This is a genomic window from Lacibacter sp. H375 (assembly GCF_037892425.1).
Classification (GTDB): domain Bacteria; phylum Bacteroidota; class Bacteroidia; order Chitinophagales; family Chitinophagaceae; genus Lacibacter.
Genome location: NZ_JBBKTT010000001.1, coordinates 3,835,201 through 3,859,561, shown reverse-complemented (window position 1 = coordinate 3,859,561; position 24,361 = coordinate 3,835,201). Strand labels below are relative to the sequence as shown.

Sequence of the window (24,361 nt, the reverse complement as noted above, 5' to 3'; positions counted from 1 at the left end):
CTTTTGGTTTAAAAAATGAAAATAAATACTTTTTTGATAGTAATTGTCATTTTTACATTTATTTTTATCCTCATTTCTACTTCCTTAACTTCGAAGCCATGCTGAAGTATCAAAACCAGACCCGCTTGCTTGTTGCAGTTGACTGTATCATTTTTGGATTTGATGGTAATAAACTCAAGATCTTATTGATTAAAAGAGGCCTCGAACCCAAGAAAGACCACTGGAGTTTAATGGGTGGTTTCGTGCAACCCGCAGAAAGTACCGACGAGGCGGCTAACCGGGTATTAAAACAATTGACGGGGCTCGATGGCGTTTACCTGGAACAGTTCTATACCTTTTCAGCAAAAGACAGAGACCCCATCGAACGTACTATTTCTGTAGCATATTTCGCCTTAATTGATATTCATCAATATGAAAAGCAGATCAGCGAAGAATATCATGCTGAATGGTTCCAGCTCGATCAGATACCCGAGCTGATCTTTGATCACTCACAAATGGTAGCAATGGCAAGAGAGAAATTAAGATATAAAGCAGCCTTGCATCCCCTGCTGTTTGAATTGTTGCCTGCAAAATTCACTTTACCGTTGTTGCAGAGTTTGTTTGAAGATGTGTATGAAACAAATTTTGATAAGGGCAACTTCAGTCGTAAGATCATTTCAACCGGTCTCTTGATCAAACAAAAAGACAAGGATAAAACGAATTCAAAAAAAGGCGCCTTCTATTATAAGCTTGATAAAAAGCATTACAAGAAGAATTTCCATTCGGTACTGAAATTCATTCCCAACCTGAATAATCATCTGGAAGTAGAGAAGTAATCGGCTTTTGGATTACTTCATATAGAACACATCCTTTAACGGCGTGCTCACAGGTGAGTTATCCGGGTTTGTTTCCATGATATCTTTCATATACGCCCACCATTTTTGCATGACCGGATGATTGGGCAGATCGCCCAACTTTGCAGGATCTTCAGCTTGTAATACTGCGAACAAGTCGCCAGTTGATTCATCCAGAAAAATGCTGTAATCGCTGATGCCTGTTTCATGAAGTAATTTTTCAAGATCGGGCCAAAGTTCATCATGACGACGTTTGTATTCTTCTTCCTGGCCTTTAAATATTTTCATGCGTGATGCAATGCGTGGCATATCAACTTAGTTTAGTTGTGGAATTATTTTTTGATGATGTACCGGGTTAATTCACCGGGATGCTGTAAGATCAATTGTTGAATAACAACATCTGCATTGATCTTTGCTCCATCCAGACTGGTGTGTGTATGATCACCATGAAAAAGTTTCTTCACCTCTTCCTGCCCCAACACATCATACTTATCTGCAACCAGTTTATTGAGATCAATAAAATATGCACCTTCTTCTTTGGCAACTTGCTCAGCCCATAATGCATAGTTATCTGTCGAACGTGTTACTTTTCCATTCTTCCAGTTATCACGTGGAATCAATGAACAGACAATCGGAATGCCGCCCTTGGCTTTTGTTTCACGAACATATTTGCGCATGTACCAACCATAACTGTACACTGTTTCATTGATCTTGCGAATAGGGTTATAAATCGCAGAACTATCATTACCAATACCACGTATGGTTCCTCTTGCTCTTGCAGTATCATCTAACGGACTCGCATCGTTATGACCAAACTGCATAATTACATAATCACCTTTCTTTAAATTGGCAGTAATCTTTTCCCAACGCCCTTCCGTGATAAATGTACGGCTACTTCTTCCGCCAATGGCATGATTCTGTACAGATATTTTTGTTGTATCAAAATACTCAGCCATAAAGCTACCCCAACCCCACTGACCATTTCTTCCGCTACCATCACCATTACGAACTGTTGAATCGCCAATGATATAAAACACAGGCTTGGTTTGCATCATGGTGAATGAAATGATCCCAAGAACAACAACAAGTGCTAACAACTTACTTAATTTCATACTACAAGTTTATATGATAGAGTTATTTTTTAAGATATGTTACCAGCGGCAATTCTTTACTCAGGTTGCGGATACCTTCTACAACTGATGCCGCATTGATCTTTGCCCCATCAACATTGGTATGCGTGTGATCACCATGAAAAAGTTTCTTTACTTCATCCGGCCCCAACACATCATACTTATCTGCAGTTATTGCATTCAAGTCAATAAAGAAAACACCTTCGCTTTCTGCAACTTCTTTTGCCCATTTACCAAAATCATTATTTGCACGTTTTACTTTGCCATCTGCAAATTGATTACGTGGAATCATAGAACAGATGATGGGTCTTGCTCCTTTACTCTTTGCATCCTTGATAAACTTCTTCAAATACCAACCATAGGTATGTACGGCTTCAACAGTTCCATCTTTCCATGTCAGTTCAACCGTTTCGTCACCGGTTCCTCTCAACACACCACGGTAGCCAGTTCTTGACGTATCCGGTTTGCTTCCTTCATTATGGCCAAACTGCATAATCACATAATCACCTTCTGTAAGCGTTGACATTACTTTATCCCAACGTTTTTCTTTGATAAAGGTTCTTGTACTTCTTCCTGCCATTGCCTGGTTACTAATGTTGATCTGTGTTGAATCAAAGAACTCGCCGATCATTTCTCCCCAGCCACATTGCGGACGGTTTGTATTTCGAACCGTTGAATCGCCAATAATATAGATGGTTGGTTTATTGTTGCTGAAAACAACAAACGAAGTCATCACAAAAAACAATAACAGCAATCGAAGTATATGTGCATTTGCTTTGATCCATTTCATGCGCTGGTCATTTTATTTTTTTGTAATGATTGTGATATTCGGTTTAGGTGGCATCTTCATTCCTTCACCGATAAAATAACTTACATGTGGCGGTTGATTGTAAGCCACATTCTGCCAGGCAATACTTAATCGGTATTGCGGATTATGCATCAACGTATACAGTTTTATTTCTGTTGGAATAGAAGTTGAATAAATACGCAACTCTTTACTATCGGTTGTACGACAAATGATCTCTTCCCTCCAGTCACCAAACAGATCGGCACTCAAGCAGGGGTTTGCTTTGCTGCCATTGTTACTTACACAACCGAAATCTCTGCCATCAAATAATTTGATCATTGCACTGTTGACATAATCCCATTTACTGATGTTCACACCATTCAAAATTTCACTCAACGCATCTCCATCCCAATAAATACCCATGTTGCAGGGTGGTGTTTTATCTGCGATCTTATTCCCTTTATTATCAAACAAACCGGCGATGCCTGCACCTGCCACCCAACATTCAAAGCCGGGATAACGTGGATCAATATCCAATGCCAACCCACGACCGGGGCCTTCACCATCATCACCTGCTTTTACAGATGCTTTCTTCCAGATTACCTCACCTGTTTTTGCATCACGGAAATTTGCACCCGCATCACCAAATTTTTCCTGTATGCCGAATACTTCCAATCCCGGACGTTCATGATCCATATCACTCGTATGCAATGCATCACCATGACCAATACCTGTGCTGTATAAACCTTTCCCATTATCATCAATCGTCATTTGACCATAAATGATTTCATCTTTTCCATCGCCATCAACATCAGATACATTGATGTTATGATTGCCTTGTCCTGCATACTCTTTGTTACCCGGTTCATTGCTGTCAAATACCCAACGTTTCACTAATTGATTTCCTTTGAGATCCCATGCAGCTAATACAGTTCTTGTATAGTAACCACGACACATCACCAACGATGGATGCTTGCCATCGAGATAGGCAATGGCTGCAATAAAACGATCCATACGGTTGCCATAGCCATCACCCCACATTGTTTTTAGTTCAGCTTCTGTTGGGTTGAGTGAAGTTGGAAATCTTGGAGGATCATAACTCACTGTTGAAATAGCAGCACCTGTTTCTCCATTGAACACAGTGAGAAATTCAGGACCACTTAAAATATATCCACGTTGATTGCGGTAATCTTTTGTGCTGTCGCCGATCACTTTTCCTTTTCCGTCAATACTTCCATCTGCCGTTTTCATAGCGATCTCTGCTTTACCATCGCCATCAAGATCATACACCATGAACTGTGTGTAATGTGCACCTTCACGAATATTTTTTCCAAGATTGATCTCCCATAAAAATGTTCCATCGAGTTTATAGCATTGAATAATCGGCGGATCAGTCAAGCCGGCTTGTGAATTATCTCTTCCTCTTCCTGTCATATGAATAAAGACCTCATACACACCATCACCATCCACATCACCAACACTGGCATCATTCGCTGAATAGCCTGTTGGGGTTTTTAATGGAATAGACACATAGGGCTTTGCATTTGCCGCAAGCGTAAATGATTCACCCTTTGCTTCTTCGTTTTTGTTGATGATGGCTTTTACAGTGTAAACATTTACTGCATTTGTATCAACCGCTTCATCAGTAAAGCCCGTTGCTTTCAGCAATGGAGCTTTGTTCAACTTACTTGTTTTACCATTAACGGTTTTATAGAGATTAAATGGAAGCGACTGATCTTCTGTTCCCAGCAAGCGCCAGCTCACAAATACTTTTCCGTTACCTGCCGGCACTGCATGCACACCACGGGTAAGGAATTCCATCTGGTATTGTGCAAACACACACATACTTAAGCAAACAAAAACAGCAGTGAATGATACAAATCGTTTCATAATAAAATGATTATCCTTTTAGACGCTCCTGTTCTTCAATTCCTGTTGGTTCTTTCTTCTTTTCAACAGGTTTGGTTGAAATATCTATGGTTGTGTTGATGAACTTCCAGCCTTTCGTGTATTCCATGCTGCCGATTGTGCCGGCTGAAATAAACGAATTGATGAACTGAAAATCTTCCAGCAATGATTTCGGCAAGCCATTTATTTCAAATGCTTTTTGTGCGTTTGTGATCTTCACATTGCGAATGATGAATTTCTTTGCATAAGGTGTTCCCTTTTCAGCAGGTGTAACTTTTTGCAACATCGATTTCCAATGGGCAGGCACCGTTTCCATAGTATAGCCTTTCGGCAATTCAGAATAACTATAAGCAGGATACCAGTTTAAATTGAATTGATAGGCGTTGCGAACAGAATCTAAAACAGAATTCACGAAGTAGATATCTTCAATGGTACCACCACGTGTTGTTGCAGATTTGATCCGTAAACCATTATCTGTATTTTTTGCATAGAGATCAGTACAATAAATATGACGGATGCCGCCCGATGTTTCGCTGCCCAACGTAACTAGCCCTGCTCCTCTTCGTGCAATCGACTTACGGATCACAACATATTCTGTCGGACGGTTTACTCTTAAGCCATCCCAATCACGACCGGCTTTCAAACAAAAATTATCATCATTACAATCAATATCACAATTCTCAATCAACACCCAGCTCGATGAATCCACATCAATACCATCCGTGCTTGGCCCACTTCCATCTTCATTATTTTTGATCACAACGCCATCTACTGTTAGGTATGAAGAATAGAGCAACTGCACAGTCCAGAAGCCGGCGTTTTTAAACGTTAACCCTTTTATAGAAACATCAGATGAATTTTGCACAAGCAGTGTACGAACACGTTTTGCATCGTAGTCAACGATCCATCGCAGACCTTTTGTATCGTAATCCTTACGCATCGCCCAATATTTATCCCAGCAGAACTTTCCTCTTGCATTTATAATTCCTTCTCCTGTGATCGCAACGTTCTTTACGTTGAGTGCATTGATCAATGCTGCAGGCCATTTCATTTCTAATCCTGCAATACGAGTATCCATATCCGGATAATCATCAAAGTTTTGTGAACCAAGGATCAATACCCCTTTATCAATTCGCAAATGGACATTAGTCTTTAAAAAGATAGCACCCATTACATACGTGCCCGGTTTAAATGCAACAATACCACCACCCTTTGCGGCACATTCATCAATTGCTTTTTGAATGGCTTTTGTATTAACCGTTACTGTATCACTAACGGCTCCATAGCTGTTCACATAATAAATTGTTTTACCTGAAGGAAAACTTCTTGCACCAACGTTCTTTGTCCACTCCGGCGCAAGTGATGTTTGTGCCGTGACAGATAGCACTGCGCATAAAAAGAGAACGATCAAATTGCCTTGCTTACTTGTAGTCATGTTATTGTTTAATGATCTTAATTGTTGTTTGTTGCTTCTTTGCTGTTACTTTCACGAAATACACACCTGCCGCTAACCCTGCTCCTGTTTCGGTTTGATTTACAGCCCAACCTTGTTGCTGCAGTTTCCCATTAACATCATAGATGTGAAAACTAAAGCTTCCGTTTGCTCTGATGAAAAAAGTTTTTACGGAAGGGTTAGGAAATACATCAACAGTTATTGCAGAAACAGTTTGATCGCTAACCGGAGTTGTTATAGCATTCACCAGTTGAATGTTGGGTGTTGGCGCTGCATTCATACCATCTCCCAAATAAAAACCCGGATGCGGCGGTTGATTGTATGCTGCATTTTGCCATGCAATGGCCAAACGATATTGTGGATCGTGCATAAGTGTGTAAATACGATGTGTTGTTTCATTTACAGTCGTATAAATGTTGAGGAATTGATTATCGCCGCTACGCATGATGATCTCTTCCCGCCAATCGCCCAATATATCTGCTGTTAATGCAGGGTTTGCTTTCGTGGAATTATTACTTGATGCTGAACCCAGATTTGCAAGATATAAGGTCAATAAACGATTGAGCCTGTTATTGAGATAGTCCCACTTTTCCAGTTTCTCATCATCCAGTATTTCTCTTAGCAGATCACCGTCCCACCATACAGCATGATTGATGGTTGGTCTTGACGGACCAATAGAATCGCCTTTTACATTGTAGAGATAACCGGCAGAGCCCCAACATTCATATCCTTTATAACGGGGATCAATATCCGCTGCTAAGGCCCGGCCAATATCACCGGTTGCATTTACACCCCACACAGGCACACCTGTTGCAGCGGCAAACAAACGCAAGCCCTTACCTGCATACTTTGATGGTTCTTCGTAACACTGCCATAACTCTAATCCAGGTCTATCTGGATCCATATCACTCATATGTAATGCATCTCCATGACCTAAACCATTCGAAAAAAATCCTGTACCATCATAATTCACTGCACTTGATCCATTATACACTTCATCTTTTCCATCAGCATTTGCATCACCCACTGTCATTTGATGATTACCCATACCGGCATAATTGCTATTGCCACTTGTATTACTATCAAATATCCAGCGTTGTGTTAATTGCCCGTTTTTAAAATCCCAGGCACTACGTACCAGCCGTGTATAATAACCACGACCAAACACCATACTTGGATGAACAGCATCGAGATATGCAACAGCTGCAATAAAACGATCGACACGATTACCATAACTATCACCCCAACTGCTTACAGTTCCTCTTGCTGGTGTATAAGGTTTGGTATCCATTGCAGCACCTGTTATTCCATTGAACACCGTTAAATACTCTGAGCCACTTAATACATAACCATTACTGTTACGATGATCAACAGATGCATTACCAATGATTGATCCAATACCATCTTTTGTGCCATCTGCAGTTTTACAGGCCACTTCGGCTTTACCATCGCTATCAAAATCGTAAACAAGAAACTGTGTGTAGTGTGCACCTGCACGAATGTTAATGCCAAGATCAATACGCCACAACCTGGTACCGTTCATTTTATAGGCGTCGAGATATACATTGCCTGTATAACCTGATTGTGAATTGTCTTTTGAATTAGTAGGATCCCATTTCAGGATGATCTCATATTCGCCATCACCATCAAGATCTCCCACACTGGCATCATTTGCTGTGTAAGTATAGGCAACTGCATCGGGAGTTGTACCACCAGCCGGTTGTTGTATCGGTATCTGTTTGTATTGTTGCGCCCACACAGAAGCTTCCACACTATTACTTTCTTCAACAGCATCTATCACGGCCTTAACCATGTAAATACCATTTGTTGTTGTACTATGTTTGTAATTGGTTGCACCTGTAATTGGTGTTGCATTGATCTTTACGCCGTCACGATAAATATTAAAGGAAGTGGTTGATGTTTCTGTACCCATCAATCGCCAACTGAGAAAAACTTCCGAACTGTTTACACGAACTGCAACGGTGCCACGGTTTAGTTTTTCCATTTTCCGTTGTGCTGATAATTGCAATACAATACAACAGAACAGAAGTAAACAGACAGTTTTTGTTTTACAAACAAGCAGCATAGCAATCTTTGGTTCACAAATTAGCCACTGAATGAGCCACATCTATCCTGCTTCATCCTGTACAAACGTTTGCGAAAACGTTTACTTGATTTTATTACGATTATGCAGCGACTAACCGTTGTTTTTGGGGTAATTTTGTCACTTATTACAGAATTTGACTACTATTTCAACAGCAACCAACCATTACACAAATCTTCAGATGCGCATTGCCGTATCTGTATTCTTTTTCTGCCAGGGCATTTGCTTTGCCAGTTGGGCAAGCCGAATACCCGACATTAAAACAACTTTACATTTATCAGAAGCAGCATTAGGAAGTATTTTGTTGGCATTGCCTGCCGGGCAATTAACCATGATGCCTTTCAGTGGAAAATTAGTGACACGGTTTGGCAGTAAATATATTTTACGCCTTGCTGCTGTAGGTTATGCATTAACATTGATCACGATCGGCATGGCCAACTCACCTTGGTTGTTAGCTTTATGTTTGTATGTATTTGGATTAACTGGTAACCTCTGTAATATTTCAGTGAACACACAAGCCGTGAATGCTGAGGCATTGTATGGACGATCCATTCTTGCATCATTTCATGGTGTATGGAGCACTGCCGGTTTTACCGGGGCATTAGTTGGCTTATTGATGATGCGTTTGGAATTAGTGCCGATGTATCACTTCATGATCGTTGCCGCAATGGTAATTACACTGAACATCTTTTTTCAGAAATATCTAATCCTTACGCCAACCAGTCGCAAAGCTTCGTCGCTTAAACGATTCCAGATGCCGAAAGGTTTGTTATTGCAACTAGGACTGATCGCTTTCTGTTGTTTGAGTGCAGAAGGTTGTATGTTCGATTGGAGCGGTGTGTATTTTAAAGAAGTGGTAGAAGTAAAAGGCGAACTGGTATCGCTGGGTTATGCTTCTTTTATGATCATGATGGCTACGGGACGATTTACAGGCGATAAACTTGCCGAACGTTTTGGCCGAACAAAAATGGTACAGATAAGTGGGGTGCTGATCTTCACAGGAATGATGACAGCGGTTTTATTCCCGAACATCATCATGTCAACCATTGGCTTTTTAATTGTCGGCTTTGGTGTAAGCAGCATTATTCCTTTAGTATATAGTACAGCAGGCAAAGTAAAAGATGTGGCGAGTGGGATTGCCATTGCAACAGTTTCCGGTGTGGGCTTTCTAGGCTTTTTGATGGGGCCTCCATTGATTGGTTATATAGCTGAACTGGCAGGACTGCGTGCCTCGTTTGCAGTGATTGCATTGCTGGGTTTGGTGATCAGTTATATGATCAGCAAGTTAAAACTTACGTAGCCTGTCAGAATTTGATCTTGTGAAAAGTTTGACTTGCCATTAAAACGCCACTGATCAAAATAACAATCTGTATAATTCTTGCAACCATCCTCTGGGTACTCACCATTTTCTTTGATTCACTTTCCGAAACTTTATTCTCGACAACGTAAAGTTGTTTGTAAATGATCAGTTGTTCCGCTGCAATAAGTAACATCAAAACCCAAATAAAAATTGTAAGTGGGTACTTGACTATGATAACCGCTGAAAGTATTCCTGCTAAAAATAAGGTTTGAGAAACGGAACGATAGAAACTGCTTTTCTTCATAAGTAAGTTTTAGGTGTTTTAATAACTATAATATTTTCTAACTATCCTACTTCGGCAACAATTCAAACTCTTCTTTGCTGATCGTAAAGATCGTTCCATGACGAATTCCTTTGGGCATAGTTAATTTATCCGAAACATCTGTCCAGTTTTTTAAATCAGTTGATTGTACCGCACCATATTTATGATCCCTGTATTTATCAAAGTAAACGATCCAAGTACCGTTGATCTTCAACGTAGTTGGCCCCTCAGCCCAATAATTACCGGTGATGGGTACAGATGCATTGCTGTAACCCTTGTTGATCTTTTTACTCATAGCAATTTTCAAATTCTTTTGTACGGGCTCTCTGGTTTCATCTTTGAGAAACATTACAAACTGTTTTCCATCGGGAACAATTGTTGCATCAATTACATTAAAGCCTTTATCGTACAGCATTTTTGTTTTGCTGAAAGTTGAAAAATCTTTCGTCAGTACATAATACATCCGGTGATTGTAACCATTCTCTACTTTCGGATCTGTTTTGAATTTGCCAGCGATTGTCGTTGCCCAATATATCATGTATTGCTTGCTCTTTGAATCGTAAGTGATTTCAGGTGCCCAGCAGTTGCGTGCTGAATCTTCATGCATCATTACAGGAATAAAACGTTGTTCACTCCAGTTGATCAGGTCTTTTGAATTAGCATAACCAATGCCCCTATCGTTCCAGCTAACTGTCCATACCATATGAAACAACCCATCTGCACCACGGATGATGCAGGGATCACGCATCAGTTTATCTTTTGCAACAGTTGGTTTGAGAAATGAACTGTCTTTCTTTAATGCAATCCATGTAAAACCATCAGTACTGTAAGCAAGATGCAATCCATCCTGTCCGTTGTTTTTGAAATAAGCAAAGATGTACACAGAATCGTTCTGCGCATTTACCACAACGGGCAACAAGATCAGCAAGAAGTAAATTAATCGTTTCATCTTTTAACTAATGTAACACTCATCAACCCAATCACCACATCATTGGCAATGGTTTTCAGTGTTAGACTTTTTAATTGTTTGTGAGGATTCAGTTTTAAATTCAGCACAGTTGCTGCTCCGCCCTCAATACCAAAGTTGGAAAAACCTTTGATGCCCGTGTATCTGTAATTTGCCGGCATCACTTCTCCTGTTTTTAATAAAACCCGTGTTGGCTTTTCTGCATCAGTAGTGAATGCAAATCCATCCACAAAATAATCCTGTTCAATTGGCCACCAGTTCTCCGGGTTTTTTAATTCAAGCACTGAAGATGTACCATCGGTATATTTCACAACAACCGTTCCGTTCACCAGTCTGCTCTGCATAGGATTGGTACTGCCTGCCATTAAGAAATACGCATACGATGCAGTTCCGCTCAACGGCAGTACAACAGAATCAGGATAATTATCCCACATGGATGTAAACACGATATTCTTTTTTTCGGTGGAGGTTGTTTTAAATGGAATCTTGTTGATCAGCAATTCATTCTTCACCCCTGCTTTTACACGCAAACCACTATCATTGATATTGGCCGTTGTTAGTGGGTAAGCCCAGTTGCCAATGCCCTGTGTTGGCAATTGCAACGTTGGAACAGTTGGACGGGGCGATAAATATTCATTCTTAAAAATATTTGTGACTGCATCATTGAAATGCTGCGTAATATCAACTGTTTCGAATTTTGTTTCGGGAGTGATCGTTACAGTTTCAACAAATGGTTCATCTTCGAACAATGAAAAACTTAATGGCTCAAACCAACTGAAATCGCCTTGCTTCAACTGCAGGTACAAACTGTTTAAACCTGCATTGTTCAGGTTACCCGATACCGCATTTGGTGTACGCACTAAATTCCGCAGCACTTCCACCGGTTGATAGGTATTTGTGATGATCGCCCTATTCAATTTCACCTGTACCAGTTCTTTGCTGTTGTATGCTTGTTCATGAACGGGTTTTTCAAATCCTTCTCCCTTCCATTTAATAACAACCACATAGGATTTTGCAGGCGCAGCATCGATCTGTAGAGATGGTGTGCCGATAACACTGTCAACGACTTTCCATTGTACTGGCTTACCATTTACCGTAATAGATTCGACAGATTCTCTGTAAGCAGGAATGATCAATTGCAGCTTCAGCTGCTTACTGAAGTTTGGCTGCAATATATATTCTTCGGTTAAGCGTGTGCGTTTGAACACAAACTGAATGTTGGGTGTCGTGAGTGCTGCATTATTCCATTGTTTCGGTAAGCCCGGTTTAATAACCAACCGATCATTCAACGCATCGGGCAATACACCAAACAAACCTTCCACCAATGTTCTGCCGGCCATGGCGATCGGATCAGCAAAATCCCTGTACAACTCTCCTCTTATCGCATCATAAAAACTTAGTTGCTGAATACTCCCCGGACTTGCACCGAGATACATACTCTCCATTAACGAACTCTTCCACAAACGATACGCTTCTTCTTTATCTCCACCCTGCCAGTAAGCCAATGCAGTGTGCAGCAGTTCAGCCAAGGCTACATTATTCAAACTCCAGGTGTAAGGTTGCCAGTTAGTGGTTGACAATGTATAAAGCGATGAATCTTTCAATCCCTTCGCAACAATAGGAATATGCGGAATGTAATAGTTTACATATTGCAATGATTGATACGATTGAAACGGATCAGCAATACCTTCATCAAGCGCATGATAGATCGTCCACAATGCAGCCGATTCATGCAGCAGTTTATTTCCCAACAGATCTTTATACTCAGCATACCAGCCCTTATTCCTCATCCACAATTGTTGATTGATGGCCTTTAAAATCTTTGTTGCTTCTGCTTCATACTTGCTGCCATCAACAGCAACAATCTTTGCAAGCTGTGCAGTCACTTTATTTGAACGATAGTTATACGCCGACGAATGTGTAACACCTCCTCCACTGTATTGCAATGCATCACTTGCCCATATCGCTGCATACGAATCATACAAGCCATCGCCATCTGCATCAAAGTTTCGTTTCTCCCAATTAAGATGACGAACAAGCAATGGCCACATTTGCCTAACATAAGCTGTATCACCATTCCAGTTAAAATGATTGAGCAACTGATCGATGAACACGAGGTTCATATCGTAATGATGTGCACCAACATAACCATTTGGATTGCGTGTGATATATCCATCACTGAATAGTTGTGTGCCCACTTTTTCCTGATGCCGGGCAAGATGTAAAGCAGTATCCATCACTACTCCCGTTTTTGCAGGCGTGGTTATTTGTGATAATGCATAACTGTCAAAATGTTTTTTAGCCCGATCGTGCCAGCCAAACACATCCGCAATATAAGCACCACGCCAACCATTCAAACGCATACGCCATGCAATGGCACCATGCATAAAGGTTGGATCTTCCCACACCGCATCAGCAGCAATGCCTAATACGGAACCTAATGTATTGATGAACGGATCAGGTGTTGATACTTTAATGCGATCTGCGAGCTTCTTTCTTGCTGCTTCTGCCTGCTGAAACAATTGTGGTAATACATCATAATAAACAATTGTATTCTTTGCAGGTTTTTGTACTGTGAAGTAATAAATTTCCTTATTTTTCAATTGAAGAGTTGCGGTTGCTATTGGCGCTGTTACATTAGTATCAGCCTGTAATAATTTTGCAGGCGATTGCTGCTGAGTGGCATCCTTAATTTTCAGTACTGATGATTTTGGAAAAATTCCAATAAGTTCTTTTCCTTTTTCAGCTGCTGAAGAATTAGTTGTATTTGCAGGAAGATGTTGCACTTCGTATCGCTCCTCTTCACTCAACGGTTTTGCAAAACCATATAGAAGGCTGAAATTATTTTTATTGATCTTGTAGATATTATCCTTGCAATACTCAGGTTTCAAATAAAACGAAGACTCAGGGTCAGCACCAATATCACCATCACGTGAAAACTTTTTTCCTGTAGCACCACCATATACGGCCACTAACTGTACAGCAGTTGAAATATTTTCTGTTTGCAGTTGAACGATCATTCCTTCGCTTGCATATAAGGCGATTATATGCAGACGAATAATACCCTCACCCAGCAACTCATCTTTTATTTCGTACAGCATCGAGCCTGCACGATAGATCGCTTTGATCTTTTTACACTCGATCAGCCATTTACTTTTACCGTTTACAAGAATGCCAAACTTCAGATTACCACCCATGCCCGGCATATATAATGCAAACTCAGGCAAATCACCTGCTTCTGCACGAAACGCCGTATTGCCGCCATACAACGCACGATTGAAACGTCTTGTTCCGTTTTCAATGACAATATCATTTCCTTCAGGACGATACCGTAACTCCCGTTCAATACCATGCCATAGCTTTTTTGTTTCCTGCGCATCACTTGCAGTTAACAAAAAAAACAAACTAATTATAACTGAAACAAATCTCTTCATTAAAACATTTTCTTTAACCCTTCCCATTTCACATTCCATGTTTTCGGAAAACCGATATTGATTCCTTTATCTGCATCTGCACCGGTGCACATCAACGCCACTGCATTCAGCACCCCACCATTACCGGGAAGATAAATCGTTAAACGATCATCCTGGAAATTATGTCCGTTAATTAAATAAGTATTTGTTCTGACCGGCATCAGCAATGCATTCACTGCTTCTTCGCCCATGTGCAAACGTGCAGCCGTCATCGCCATCAGCGGATAATCCCAACCCCATGTTTCATTCCAATCCCATTTTTCCAATACGGTAAAATAGGTTTTCTTCATTACCACAGTATCCAATCCGTTTGCAGCAGGGATCGTACTGTATGCTCCTAACACGGCAGGATGATCGGTTAAATACTTCGAACCTTTCTCATAACAATCGGGTGTATTGCCTGCAGCAAGATAAACACCATTCAACTGTGGCAATGGTGCAAGATTGTTAATGATCTCATCCCATTTCTTTTCTCTTGGCAAACCCGAACGAACTCTCCATTGTTGTGCCACTTCCAATGCCCAACTCCAATACGATAATTCATAGGTTGGATTGAATGTTGATACTGCATCAAAACATTCCTGCGCAGGGATCAAGCCTTTACCAAGATTATATTTTTTTGTTGCTGCATTGTAAGAAGGAAACGATGCCATGAAATCGGCTGTAGCAAACAACAATTCTTTATACTTATTTAATGTTTTACTGTTGGGGCTATGACGATACAGCAACTCCGCCATATAAATAAAATGCGGTTGCTGCCAAATGAGAAATGCACCAACAGATGATGGCGCTTCATCACCGTTATTGTCCGTCATCTTTTGCCAACGTACACCTTCAAAGCCCTGGCGCTTTGCAATGAGCTTTGCTTTTTCAGCGACAGAGAAATACCAGTCTAAACTTTTTTCCATCAGCTCAGGCCTGCCCCATTGTGCAAAATGTACCGCATGCCACCAATGCATTTCCAAATGTGGTTTGCCGAACCAACTGTTATACGTTAATCCTGTTTCCTGCGGTGGATAAGCAGAAGAACAATTTACTTTAGTGAGGTATTGTGATAACACCACTCTCCTTTCCATTTCAAATGCACGGGGATCTTTTGTTGCAGAAAAATCAACAGCACCACCGCTTAACCAGAACTTCTTCCAGGTTAGTTCACTGCTTTGTTTTGTTTTGAAAAAATTGGTGATTTTTGTTACAGGCTTCTTCTCCGAAAAACTGAAACTGCATTCAAACAAACCTTTTGCCGTTGGTTGCAAGATAAAATAATGTGCGCCTGTTTTTTTGATAGTTGCAGAAGCAGTCCAGTTCACATCTACATAGTAATTAGTTGTATCAAGCATACGTTTGATGAGTCCAGAACCGATGTTTGTTGATAGAGATGAACTATGTCTATCATCACTCTTAAAATTATCGCCCACATCTTTAAACTGTCCATTGGGATAAGGGAAACGCAAACGAACAGCAATGCGATTCTTAAACAACAAAGGGGATTCAATACGAAATGAAACAGCATCGTGTACCTGATGGGAAGCAGTGGTTACTTTCACCGGCACGCCCTCAACTGAAAAATTACTTGTGATGACACCTGTCCAGACATTTAGTTCCTGGCTGATCTTTTGAATATCTTTTGCTGTTGCAAGTGTGCCATCATTCTTCTTTATTTCCAAACCGATATTGCCAAGCTGCAACCGATGTGGGTTCACACGAAAATAATCAACGGTCTTTCTGCCAAGCTCCGGTTCTTTTACCTGCACGGTGTAAGAAATTTTTCTTCCTTCGAGGTCATAGGTTTTTAAAGCATCCTTCACGTTCAGGTTTTCTGTATTTGGAAAACTATGCCAGCCCCATGCTGATTGAGTACCCAACGGAACACCCTTTGCATACGCCTCGGGAAAACTCTGCATACCGGTTGCATCCACAGTAAAAGCAAAATTGCCATTGCCTACTGTGAGTGAAGAAAGCGAATCAACTTTATTCACTTTTACATTGTGGCGCTTCACCACTGCTTCACGGTTGATGGTTTGTGATTGAACCACAGAGACGCAGAGTACACAGAGAAGAAAAGAAGAAAAAATCCATTTCATTTTAATAGTTTTTATTCCACTCAAAACACAGAGACACAGAATGTATCTGTGCTTCTGTGTCTCTGTGGTAAAAATCAGAATACATTGTCGATTGCCGGACGACTGTAATTCTCTTTTGAATCAGTTGTCTTTGGCAGTCCGAAATAGAATTGCAATACTCGTTTCTTGCTTCCGCTTACATGATTCAACTCACTCATTGGACCATATACTCTTGTGTTAGTGGTAAACGTATTCGCCAGTTTAGTCCCAATAGGAGGAATACAATCAAGAAATGAAATATTGCCAGTTGGAACTTCAGGATGTGGTTTTGTGCCAGTGATGAATGCATAGACATCAAACAAACGCACAAACAAACCGCTGTCAGGTGATGCAATATAAAATTTCCCTTCCACTGTACTCAGCTCCATCCAGTTCACTTCGCCATAATAACCTTTGAACTCAGGATATGCCACGGGTGAATATCCCGTATGTGTGTTGTTATATAAATTCTGCCACACATTTACAGGTGTTCCTGCAATGCGGTTTTTCCATTGACGAACAGGGCCCTTGCCCAACCAACGTGCTGCCAATACATAATTCTCCGGATAATTAAAACTGATACCTGTAAACGGCTGATCACCTTCTGCACTGTATTCATATTCCATCGTTGTCCAGCCGCTTGCATTGATCTTCCAGCGAACATATTTCATGTCACCACTGTATAAAAATTCAACTACGGTATTTGCATCTTCTTTATATGTTTTTGATGAAACAACGGTTGCTGAACCTTTCACCAGCACCGGCCCGTTATTGAACGACAGTACATAATCGTTGGCTGTATTTTTTGTGGTAACAAGATTTCCTGTTTTCTTATCTAACACAACGGTTACATCGCCACCTGTTATCGCATACACGGTATCTGTTTCTTTGATGGTAGTTGCATCATTTTTTACTGTTACAAAACCAGTGAGCTGCGATGCATTGCTTTTGATCTTCGATGTCCATTTGTACAGTTCATTGCCATTGTTATCTTTTGCAACGATCACAAGTGCATCATAATTTTTATAATCAGCAGGCAGTGGAATTTTCAAGATTCCTTTTTGTTTGGCAGCAATATTTGGTGCAGTTGCAGTGCCTTTTTGTTTCACTACGTATCCATCAAAACGGTCGAATGGTTTACTGAAATCAACCAGGGCCCAATAGAATGTACATTGATTGGTATTGAGAAAATGAAAACGGTTCTCCACTTCTATTTCACCGTTAAACGAAGCAGGTAATGCATCAGACAAATTCAATTGTACCGGTGAAAAAATTTCACGTAGTGCGTAGAAGCTTCCTTCTTTCTCCCTGTGCGGACCAAGAATACCATCATTGGCATTCAAACCATTTGCATCAAGTACATTGTTCAGGTCAGTCCGCATTACGGCTTCATCAGCCATCACCCAAATAAATACACCTCCACTCTTCTGCGATTTCCAATGCAGGTTCCAGAAATCTTCCATCGCTGCACCACCGCCACCATCATCCTGTGCATGCAACATTTCGGTGGGCATATAGATCATCGAATCATTCAATATTTTTTGTGTGCTGTAATAATCTTCATAATGATTACAATCAATACCGTTGAATGCATTACCAGGTTTATGATGTGCATGAATAACCGTTCTCTTCGAAAAATCATACTTCGCATAATCATCATCCAGTTCTTTATTATGTCCACCTTCATTTCCGTTACTCCAGAAAACAATCGAAGGATGATTGAGATCACGCAACACCAATTCCTTTACCAATGGCTCACCTGCCTTGGTGCTGTATGCCTTTTGCCAACCTGCCAATTCATTCAACACATAAATGCCCAATGAATCGCACAACTGAAGAAAATATTTATCAGGTGGATAATGACTGCAACGTACTGCATTCATGTTCATCTCTTTCAGCAGCAAGGCATCTTTTAATTCATTTTCTTTCGACAATGATCGTGCAGTTTCCGGCCAGAAGCAATGACGATTCACACCTTTAAACTTCACCTGTGTGCCGTTGATATAAATTCCCAACCCTTGTTTTACTTCAATGGTTCTGAAACCAAACTTCTCACTCAGTTCATATAACTTCTTACCTGCCGCATCCTGCAATACTACAGTCGCCGTGTACAGGTTTGGTGTTTCAGAAGTCCATGCGTTGATATTATTTACTTGTGCAGATACAATCACATTTTCAGCCGACTTTGCAACAGCTGTTTTTGTTGTGGCAACTACTTTCTTATTAACATCGGTGATGGTTGTAACAACAGCAGCATTTTGTACAAGACCTTTTGTCCATACCTGCATGGCGAACTTGCCGTCGTGCTTTGCATCAATACCCACATAGTCGATGTATTGTTTCGGTGTTGCTTCTAAAAACACCGGACGGAAGATGCCGCCAAATACCCAGTAATCAGCCAGGCGTTCTGCATTGTTTACACTGGCATCGCTGCTCATTTTGCTTACGGTTACTTCAAGCGTATTGGCTTTATCAAAGTTCAACAGCGACGTTACATCATATTTAAACCGATAGAATGCACCACGATGAATCTCCCCTGCACTTTTCCCGTTGATCTTTACTTCCGTATCCGTCATGCTGCCATCAAACACAATGTTGATGTTCTTTCCTTTCCATGATGCAGGCACCTTGAATTGATATTTGTACATCCCTTTCTCATCATAGAAACGAAAATTCTTGCCGTTGGTTTTGTAATCACGACCGTAGTTGTAATTACCAAAGCCCTGCTGCTCCCAGCAACTCGGCACCTGTATCTTTTTCCATTCGCCACTGTTACGACCGGCTGTGCAAAAGAAATCCCATTGCACCGTATTCTTTGCATCGGTACCGGAGAGATATTGAATTTGTTTTTGCTGTGCGATGGTGAAACTAAATGGCAACAATACCGTTACGATGAATGATGCCAGTTTGAATAACTTCATGTTCGTTTTATTTGTTCGCTTTATAAATTTCGATACTCGTAATGACGATGTCTTTATTTTTAAAATAGATCCTGATCTTTTCCAGTCCGGTCTTGATGGTATGAGTGGTTGTTCCGGCTGAATATCCTTTCAATACATTTTCACGCCATGCTTTACTGTCTGCTTCTGCATGTACATTCACCGTTTGTATATCATCTTCTCCAACAGAAATGCCATACTGCAAATACTTTGACTGATTTACATCAAACACAGGTAAACATTTGACTACAATTTCATAATTGCCCGGCTCAATCAACCTGTCTTTTGAAATTGAAACATCATATTCAACATAAGGCTGTTGAGATGACGGGATATCTGACAAATCATTCTTTAAATTGGCAATTGTCAATGCACTTCCTTTGATACCCAACCCATAGATAACGCTGAATCCAAAACTTTTGGATTCACTTTTCTTCTTAAACAAAGAGGCCGTCATTGAAATTCTGGGATATTTTAAAACAGTATATACAGTTTTAAGCGAATCCCGTTTCTTGCCATCAATAGTTAAAAATGTTTCAGGCATTTTAAATACCGCCTGTTCACGTGGGTGCCAGCTCATCATCCCATTCCATTTACCATTGCTGATCTGTTGATTGTATTTATCTGTAAGAAGCTGGATAGAATCATAGGCAAGTTTAGCTTGCGTAGCCAATGCAGTATCACTTTGTGCAATACTCATCCTGGCATAAAAGAATTTTTCATTCATCAGTTTGGCCGCAAGTACGGGATATAATATTAGTTGATAAAAAGCGTCGTGTAAGTGAGGGGGTATTCTTGCTCCCAGTTTTTGTGTTCTATTTGCTAACTCCTTGTATGTTCTCAAACGGTTGTGCATCTCCGGTATTAAAAACGGAATTGAATTAAGATGTTCCGGCTTTCCTCCTGCTGCCAATTGATAATAGAGATACTTGATCACATAAATATCATTTCGATATTCCTTTCCGAACGTTTCAAAAGCCCAATTTCCAATGTATGTATTTACTGTTAACGCATTCCATCGTTTTATATCCCAAGCCATATCTAATGCAAACTGCATTTCCATTTCGGCAGGTTTAATATCCCCCACATTAAACACCCATAATTTTTGTGCACCATAACGATAGGCCTTTCCCATTTCATAAGCAATCAACGAAGGTGATATAGATGATAACCAGAGATAATCCTGCGGAGCACCCCAATACGATAAATGATAATACACACCATGTCCACCGTTTCTCTCTCTTTCTGTTGCATTGGGTAACTGGCGGATATAACCATGATTATCATCGGGCCAAATGATCGTTACATCATCATCCAATTCCAAACCTCTTCGATACAAACTCAACACTTCTTTATACGGAACAAAAATTTGCGGCACCTCTGATGCAGGTTTGTTTAAACGTGTTGTAAGTATCGAACGTTGATCGTTGATGACTGTTTGCAGCAGTTTTAATTTTTCATTCGGGTCTTTCGGTCCGGGCATACTTCCATCATGTACGCCACGCATACCAACGGTGTACACCGATTCATAATTCACCGCTTCTTTTACACGATCATCCCAGTAATTGAAGATCTCGCTCTTGTTTAAATCGTATCGCCATTCACCCGGTTTCTTCCCATACTCATGTTCATAGTTTTCGGCCCATTCAAAAACATTGTTGCGGAGCATGGGTTCGCAATGGCTTCCGCCAACCACTATTGCATAATCATCTGCTACTTTCGGGTTATCCTTGTAATAATAAAATGCTTTTGTGCAGGGATGCATGGCCGGCCATATATAATTTGCCTTCAGCCTCAATAATAACTCAAACACTTTGGCATAGGTCTTTGGGCCGATGTCTTTCATATCGGTATCCATATTTTTTGCAGCCCAGGGTTGCAATCCCCAGTCTTCATCATTAATAAAAATACCACGGTATTGTACTGAAGGTGCATTTGAAATATAAGAACCGGAAACAAACAATTGCTGTTTTTTCTGTGGCGTTACATCGGCCCACCACACAAAAGGCGATACACCCATTAGTCTCGACAAATGAAAAATACCAAATGCTGTTCCTCTTCTGTCACTCCCAACAATCAACAGTTTATCACCCGCTGTTTGAATGAAAAAACGCTCCCACTTATGTTTAATGGAAGCAACATTGATTTTATTTGATTTGATCAAGTCATCAATCAGTTTCGACTGACCAATGGTACCGGCAACAATGCTGAATCCTTTTGCAGGAACCGTATGCAACACCTGCATCTGTTTTCCACTGATCAACTGAATATCGTTTGCAAATGCAGTTGCAGCAATGCTCACCACTTTGGCATCCTGCTCATCGGTACAGATGTTTGCAACAGTTGAAGGCGTAAATAAAGAAAAGGACGAAGGTTTTTCAGAAACAACGAGTGTATTGGTTTGTGCCCTGCAAATAGTCACAAGAAAAAACAGACAGCAGAACAAGGACTTAAACATCTTCAGCATACACAATCGTTTGAAAACAGCATGTAAATTTAAACTACTGTGCTGCTAAGCTATCCTGCGGTGTCCTGCAATGAAAATGTCGGTTGTACTGGTGCAGTTCTCACGACCTGTACCTATCCGGTACTTATTTTGGAAAAGTATGTTGTGGTTAGATGAGTGACGCTGGACACAGGTCGGAAACCTGCGCCAGAGAGGAGAACATCATTTCAATTTTACAAAGTGTAACCGATTTCCCAAATGTGCCCGAATGGATCTTTCAGTTTTCCGATTCGCCAATTGTCTTCTGTTGTCATGGGACAAATTTCTGTTGCACCAAACTTCAGTGCATTTTTAAATAATTCGTCAGCATTTTTAGTGTGTAAGATTATTCTAACGGGGCTGCCAGCATATTGGGTTGCACTAAAATTGTCATTACCCGGTTCCTCATCGCCAACATAAAATTCTGCTTTATCAATTTCAATTACAGCCGACAGTTTATTATCCGGCATTTCAAATCGTTTTGTTTCAATGGCTCCAAATGCAGCTCCATAAAATTCAACTGCTTTCGCTCCATTGTTTACGGTAAGAAATGGCTTTACGGTTGTTACAGTATTTTCATTCATAAAAATCAGTATCAGGTGGGTTTCTAATTAAAAAGGCTTGTTTTGCAATAAGCAATATAATCATCATTTACTTCAACAGGATATATTGGTTTGGAATACGATGACTATTTGAGCAGAAATAAATAGAGCTTTTGTTTATTGATGACGACGAGTGCCACATGGCCAACGCACAAGCTATCTGACACAACTTGTCCCGTCTATGCGGGATCGCCTGTGAAGTACGGGAGACTAGGCAGCGAAGGAAGAGTATGCTAACTCCCGGGGTCGGTTAAGGCCAGACCCTGAGCTGATAAAAACTTTTCATACAGCGTGCTGTAGCAATCGGATAAAAATAATGCTGTTGGGACAAAGGAACGTCCTGTACCGTTCGGGAGATTCAAAAGATTTACTTTTTATTAAAGTTCACCAGTCTTGTCATTAAACTGTCAGTAACAAATTTTATTTGTGGCCGATTGTTCACGCAATCAACAGCCGGTTTCTTTTGCGGGTTGTTTAAAAAAGCAACGGCAATATTCTGAACACATTCATCTGCATGAATCGCTGCATGAGATGCAGATGGAACATTAATAAACGTAGATTTTGATAACGTTCTCGCCGTGATCTCTCCAAAGAAAGGCGGACACACAGGATCATACTCGCCAGACAATATTAATACGGGCACATTACTTACTACAGGCTCAAATACTTTTTCCCCGGCACTATTTGGTTGCCATGCTTCGCAAACATCTCCTTCAAAATCGATATTGAATGAAGAAAAATCAGGATACTTTGCAAGCAGTGATGCTTTCGTATCTGCCTGTGTCCTTGGCTTTCCTTCATAACATAAGATTGCTTTGCTCTGTACCTCTGAAAACGTACCATGAGCATTAGGATCGTTAAATGCAACAACCCATTTTGAAAGTATGGAATCACTCCCCTTTCCAACCTCACTAATCGCCAATGGAACTAAAGGAATGGCATCAGGTTTTAACAGGGCAGTCCAAACGCTCCAGGCAAAGTCATCTCCGGTAAAGTCATATTCACTATTCTTGTTTTTTATTTTGACGGGGTTTTTATTCAAACGTGTTACAGCGTTTACAAAATCAGTTCTAATAGAAGGGAAATGCGAAAAAGCAACCGGGTCGGATGCTATTTTAGCTTCCAATACTTTAAAACAAGTATCAAACGGGCGAACAAAATCAAGCCATGGTGCATTTGGTGGATAAGGGGAATCCAGGATCATAGCGCTGATCGGCTTTCCATGATTACGTAACAGGTTTAGTGCAACTGTAGTGCCATAGGAAACACCATAAACGTTCCATTTTTTTATTTGTAAGGTTTGTCTTATCGCTTCGGCATCTTCTGAAAGTTGAAAGGAATTAAAGACCGAAACATCAATTCCGGTTGATAAAAGTTGTGAACGACATCGTTTATACAAAGCTGTTTTATAAGACTGCCTTGCCTGCAGCGAATTGTTATTTTTTGAAAATTCAGCCAGTGAATCCTGTAAGCCAGGGCATAAGGCCGGCTCTGAAAATCCGGTTCCTCTGTAATCAAAAAAAACAAGTGATTTGTTTTCTCTTATCAGTTTCCATGTTTTTGATTTTAAATAACGGGGCACATTTTCTAATGTGGCAATTCCCGGTCCGCCATGCAGGTACAACAATGGGTCGTCATTGGTTTTATTGATGGAAGGTGCTACCACTACAGATAAATAAAATTTACCGGCTGCCTTATTTGAAACATCCCGCACTACAGGAATTGAATAGCATGCAATCTTATTACTGTCTGCCCATAAGGAATCGATTCCTATTTGTGAACATGCACATTTAAAGTCCTTTTGCTGGGAGAAGGAACTTGCGATAGTAGCAAGAATGAAAAATAATAATAAAAGTGTTTTCAAGATGAATGATTAAAGAATTGCAGATCACAAAATTCAGTTTGCTTCCTGCTTATATTGTTTGTGAATTGCTATGAAGATACAAAAGATGTATT

General features: G+C 40.5%; 16 protein-coding genes. 2 read left to right on the top strand and 14 right to left on the bottom strand.

Features of this window, described 5'->3' with window-relative positions:
- Window positions 1–98 precede the first annotated feature (98 nt).
- The gene (locus WG954_RS16465; RefSeq protein WP_324230921.1) at window positions 99–815 is read left to right on the top strand and encodes an NUDIX hydrolase; all 717 of its coding nucleotides are present in this window, start codon (window positions 99–101) and stop codon (window positions 813–815) included.
- A 12-nt stretch (window positions 816–827) separates the two neighbouring features.
- Here WG954_RS16465 and rhaM read toward each other — a convergent pair whose 3' ends face one another.
- From rhaM to WG954_RS16435, 6 genes are read right to left on the bottom strand one after another with little or no spacing between them, the layout of a single operon-like run.
- On the bottom strand, window positions 828–1,142 hold the full coding sequence (gene rhaM / locus WG954_RS16460) for an L-rhamnose mutarotase (RefSeq protein WP_340437823.1): 315 nt from the start codon (window positions 1,140–1,142) through the stop codon (window positions 828–830).
- Window positions 1,143–1,165: 23 nt separating this feature from the next.
- On the bottom strand, window positions 1,166–1,945 hold the full coding sequence (locus tag WG954_RS16455; protein WP_340437822.1) for a rhamnogalacturonan acetylesterase: 780 nt from the start codon (window positions 1,943–1,945) through the stop codon (window positions 1,166–1,168).
- 22 nt (window positions 1,946–1,967) lie between these two features.
- Window positions 1,968–2,753, bottom strand: a complete 786-nt coding sequence (locus WG954_RS16450) for a rhamnogalacturonan acetylesterase (RefSeq protein WP_340437821.1) — start codon at window positions 2,751–2,753, stop codon at window positions 1,968–1,970.
- 12 nt (window positions 2,754–2,765) lie between these two features.
- Window positions 2,766–4,640 (bottom strand): rhamnogalacturonan lyase, encoded by a 1,875-nt coding sequence (locus tag WG954_RS16445; RefSeq protein ID WP_340437820.1) that lies wholly within the window; start codon window positions 4,638–4,640, stop codon window positions 2,766–2,768.
- Between the two features lie 10 nt (window positions 4,641–4,650).
- Window positions 4,651–6,093, bottom strand: a complete 1,443-nt coding sequence (locus WG954_RS16440) for a glycoside hydrolase family 28 protein (protein ID WP_340437818.1) — start codon at window positions 6,091–6,093, stop codon at window positions 4,651–4,653.
- Between the two features lies 1 nt (window position 6,094).
- Entirely contained in the window at window positions 6,095–8,116 is a 2,022-nt protein-coding gene (locus tag WG954_RS16435; protein ID WP_340437817.1) for a rhamnogalacturonan lyase family protein, read from the bottom strand.
- Between the two features lie 280 nt (window positions 8,117–8,396).
- Here WG954_RS16435 and WG954_RS16430 point away from each other — a divergent pair, with 280 nt between their 5' ends.
- Window positions 8,397–9,515, top strand: coding sequence for an MFS transporter (locus WG954_RS16430; RefSeq protein WP_340437816.1), 1,119 nt, complete (start codon window positions 8,397–8,399; stop codon window positions 9,513–9,515).
- Between the two features lie 4 nt (window positions 9,516–9,519).
- Here WG954_RS16430 and WG954_RS16425 read toward each other — a convergent pair whose 3' ends face one another.
- From WG954_RS16425 to WG954_RS16390, 8 genes are all read right to left on the bottom strand, one after another.
- Window positions 9,520–9,819 (bottom strand): hypothetical protein, encoded by a 300-nt coding sequence (locus WG954_RS16425; protein ID WP_340437814.1) that lies wholly within the window; start codon window positions 9,817–9,819, stop codon window positions 9,520–9,522.
- A gap of 46 nt (window positions 9,820–9,865) precedes the next feature.
- Window positions 9,866–10,786 (bottom strand): glycoside hydrolase family 43 protein, encoded by a 921-nt coding sequence (locus WG954_RS16420; RefSeq protein WP_340437813.1) that lies wholly within the window; start codon window positions 10,784–10,786, stop codon window positions 9,866–9,868.
- Entirely contained in the window at window positions 10,783–14,238 is a 3,456-nt protein-coding gene (locus WG954_RS16415; protein ID WP_340437811.1) for a DUF4450 domain-containing protein, read from the bottom strand. The genes WG954_RS16420 and WG954_RS16415 overlap by 4 nt, the downstream gene beginning before the upstream one ends.
- A complete protein-coding gene (locus WG954_RS16410) occupies window positions 14,238–16,361 on the bottom strand; it encodes a hypothetical protein (protein ID WP_340437809.1) in 2,124 nt (707 codons plus the stop codon). The genes WG954_RS16415 and WG954_RS16410 overlap by 1 nt, the downstream gene beginning before the upstream one ends.
- Before the next feature lie 74 nt (window positions 16,362–16,435).
- Complete coding sequence (locus WG954_RS16405) at window positions 16,436–19,300, bottom strand: glycoside hydrolase family 2 protein (protein WP_340437808.1); 2,865 nt, start codon at window positions 19,298–19,300, stop codon at window positions 16,436–16,438.
- A gap of 7 nt (window positions 19,301–19,307) precedes the next feature.
- Window positions 19,308–21,785 carry a glycosyl hydrolase 115 family protein gene (locus WG954_RS16400; RefSeq protein WP_340437806.1) on the bottom strand — a complete coding sequence of 826 codons (2,478 nt, stop codon included), beginning with the start codon at window positions 21,783–21,785 and terminating at the stop codon, window positions 19,308–19,310.
- A 212-nt stretch (window positions 21,786–21,997) separates the two neighbouring features.
- Entirely contained in the window at window positions 21,998–22,387 is a 390-nt protein-coding gene (locus WG954_RS16395; RefSeq protein ID WP_340437805.1) for a VOC family protein, read from the bottom strand.
- Between the two features lie 385 nt (window positions 22,388–22,772).
- On the bottom strand, window positions 22,773–24,269 hold the full coding sequence (locus WG954_RS16390) for an alpha/beta fold hydrolase (protein WP_340437804.1): 1,497 nt from the start codon (window positions 24,267–24,269) through the stop codon (window positions 22,773–22,775).
- Window positions 24,270–24,361: the final 92 nt, after the last annotated feature.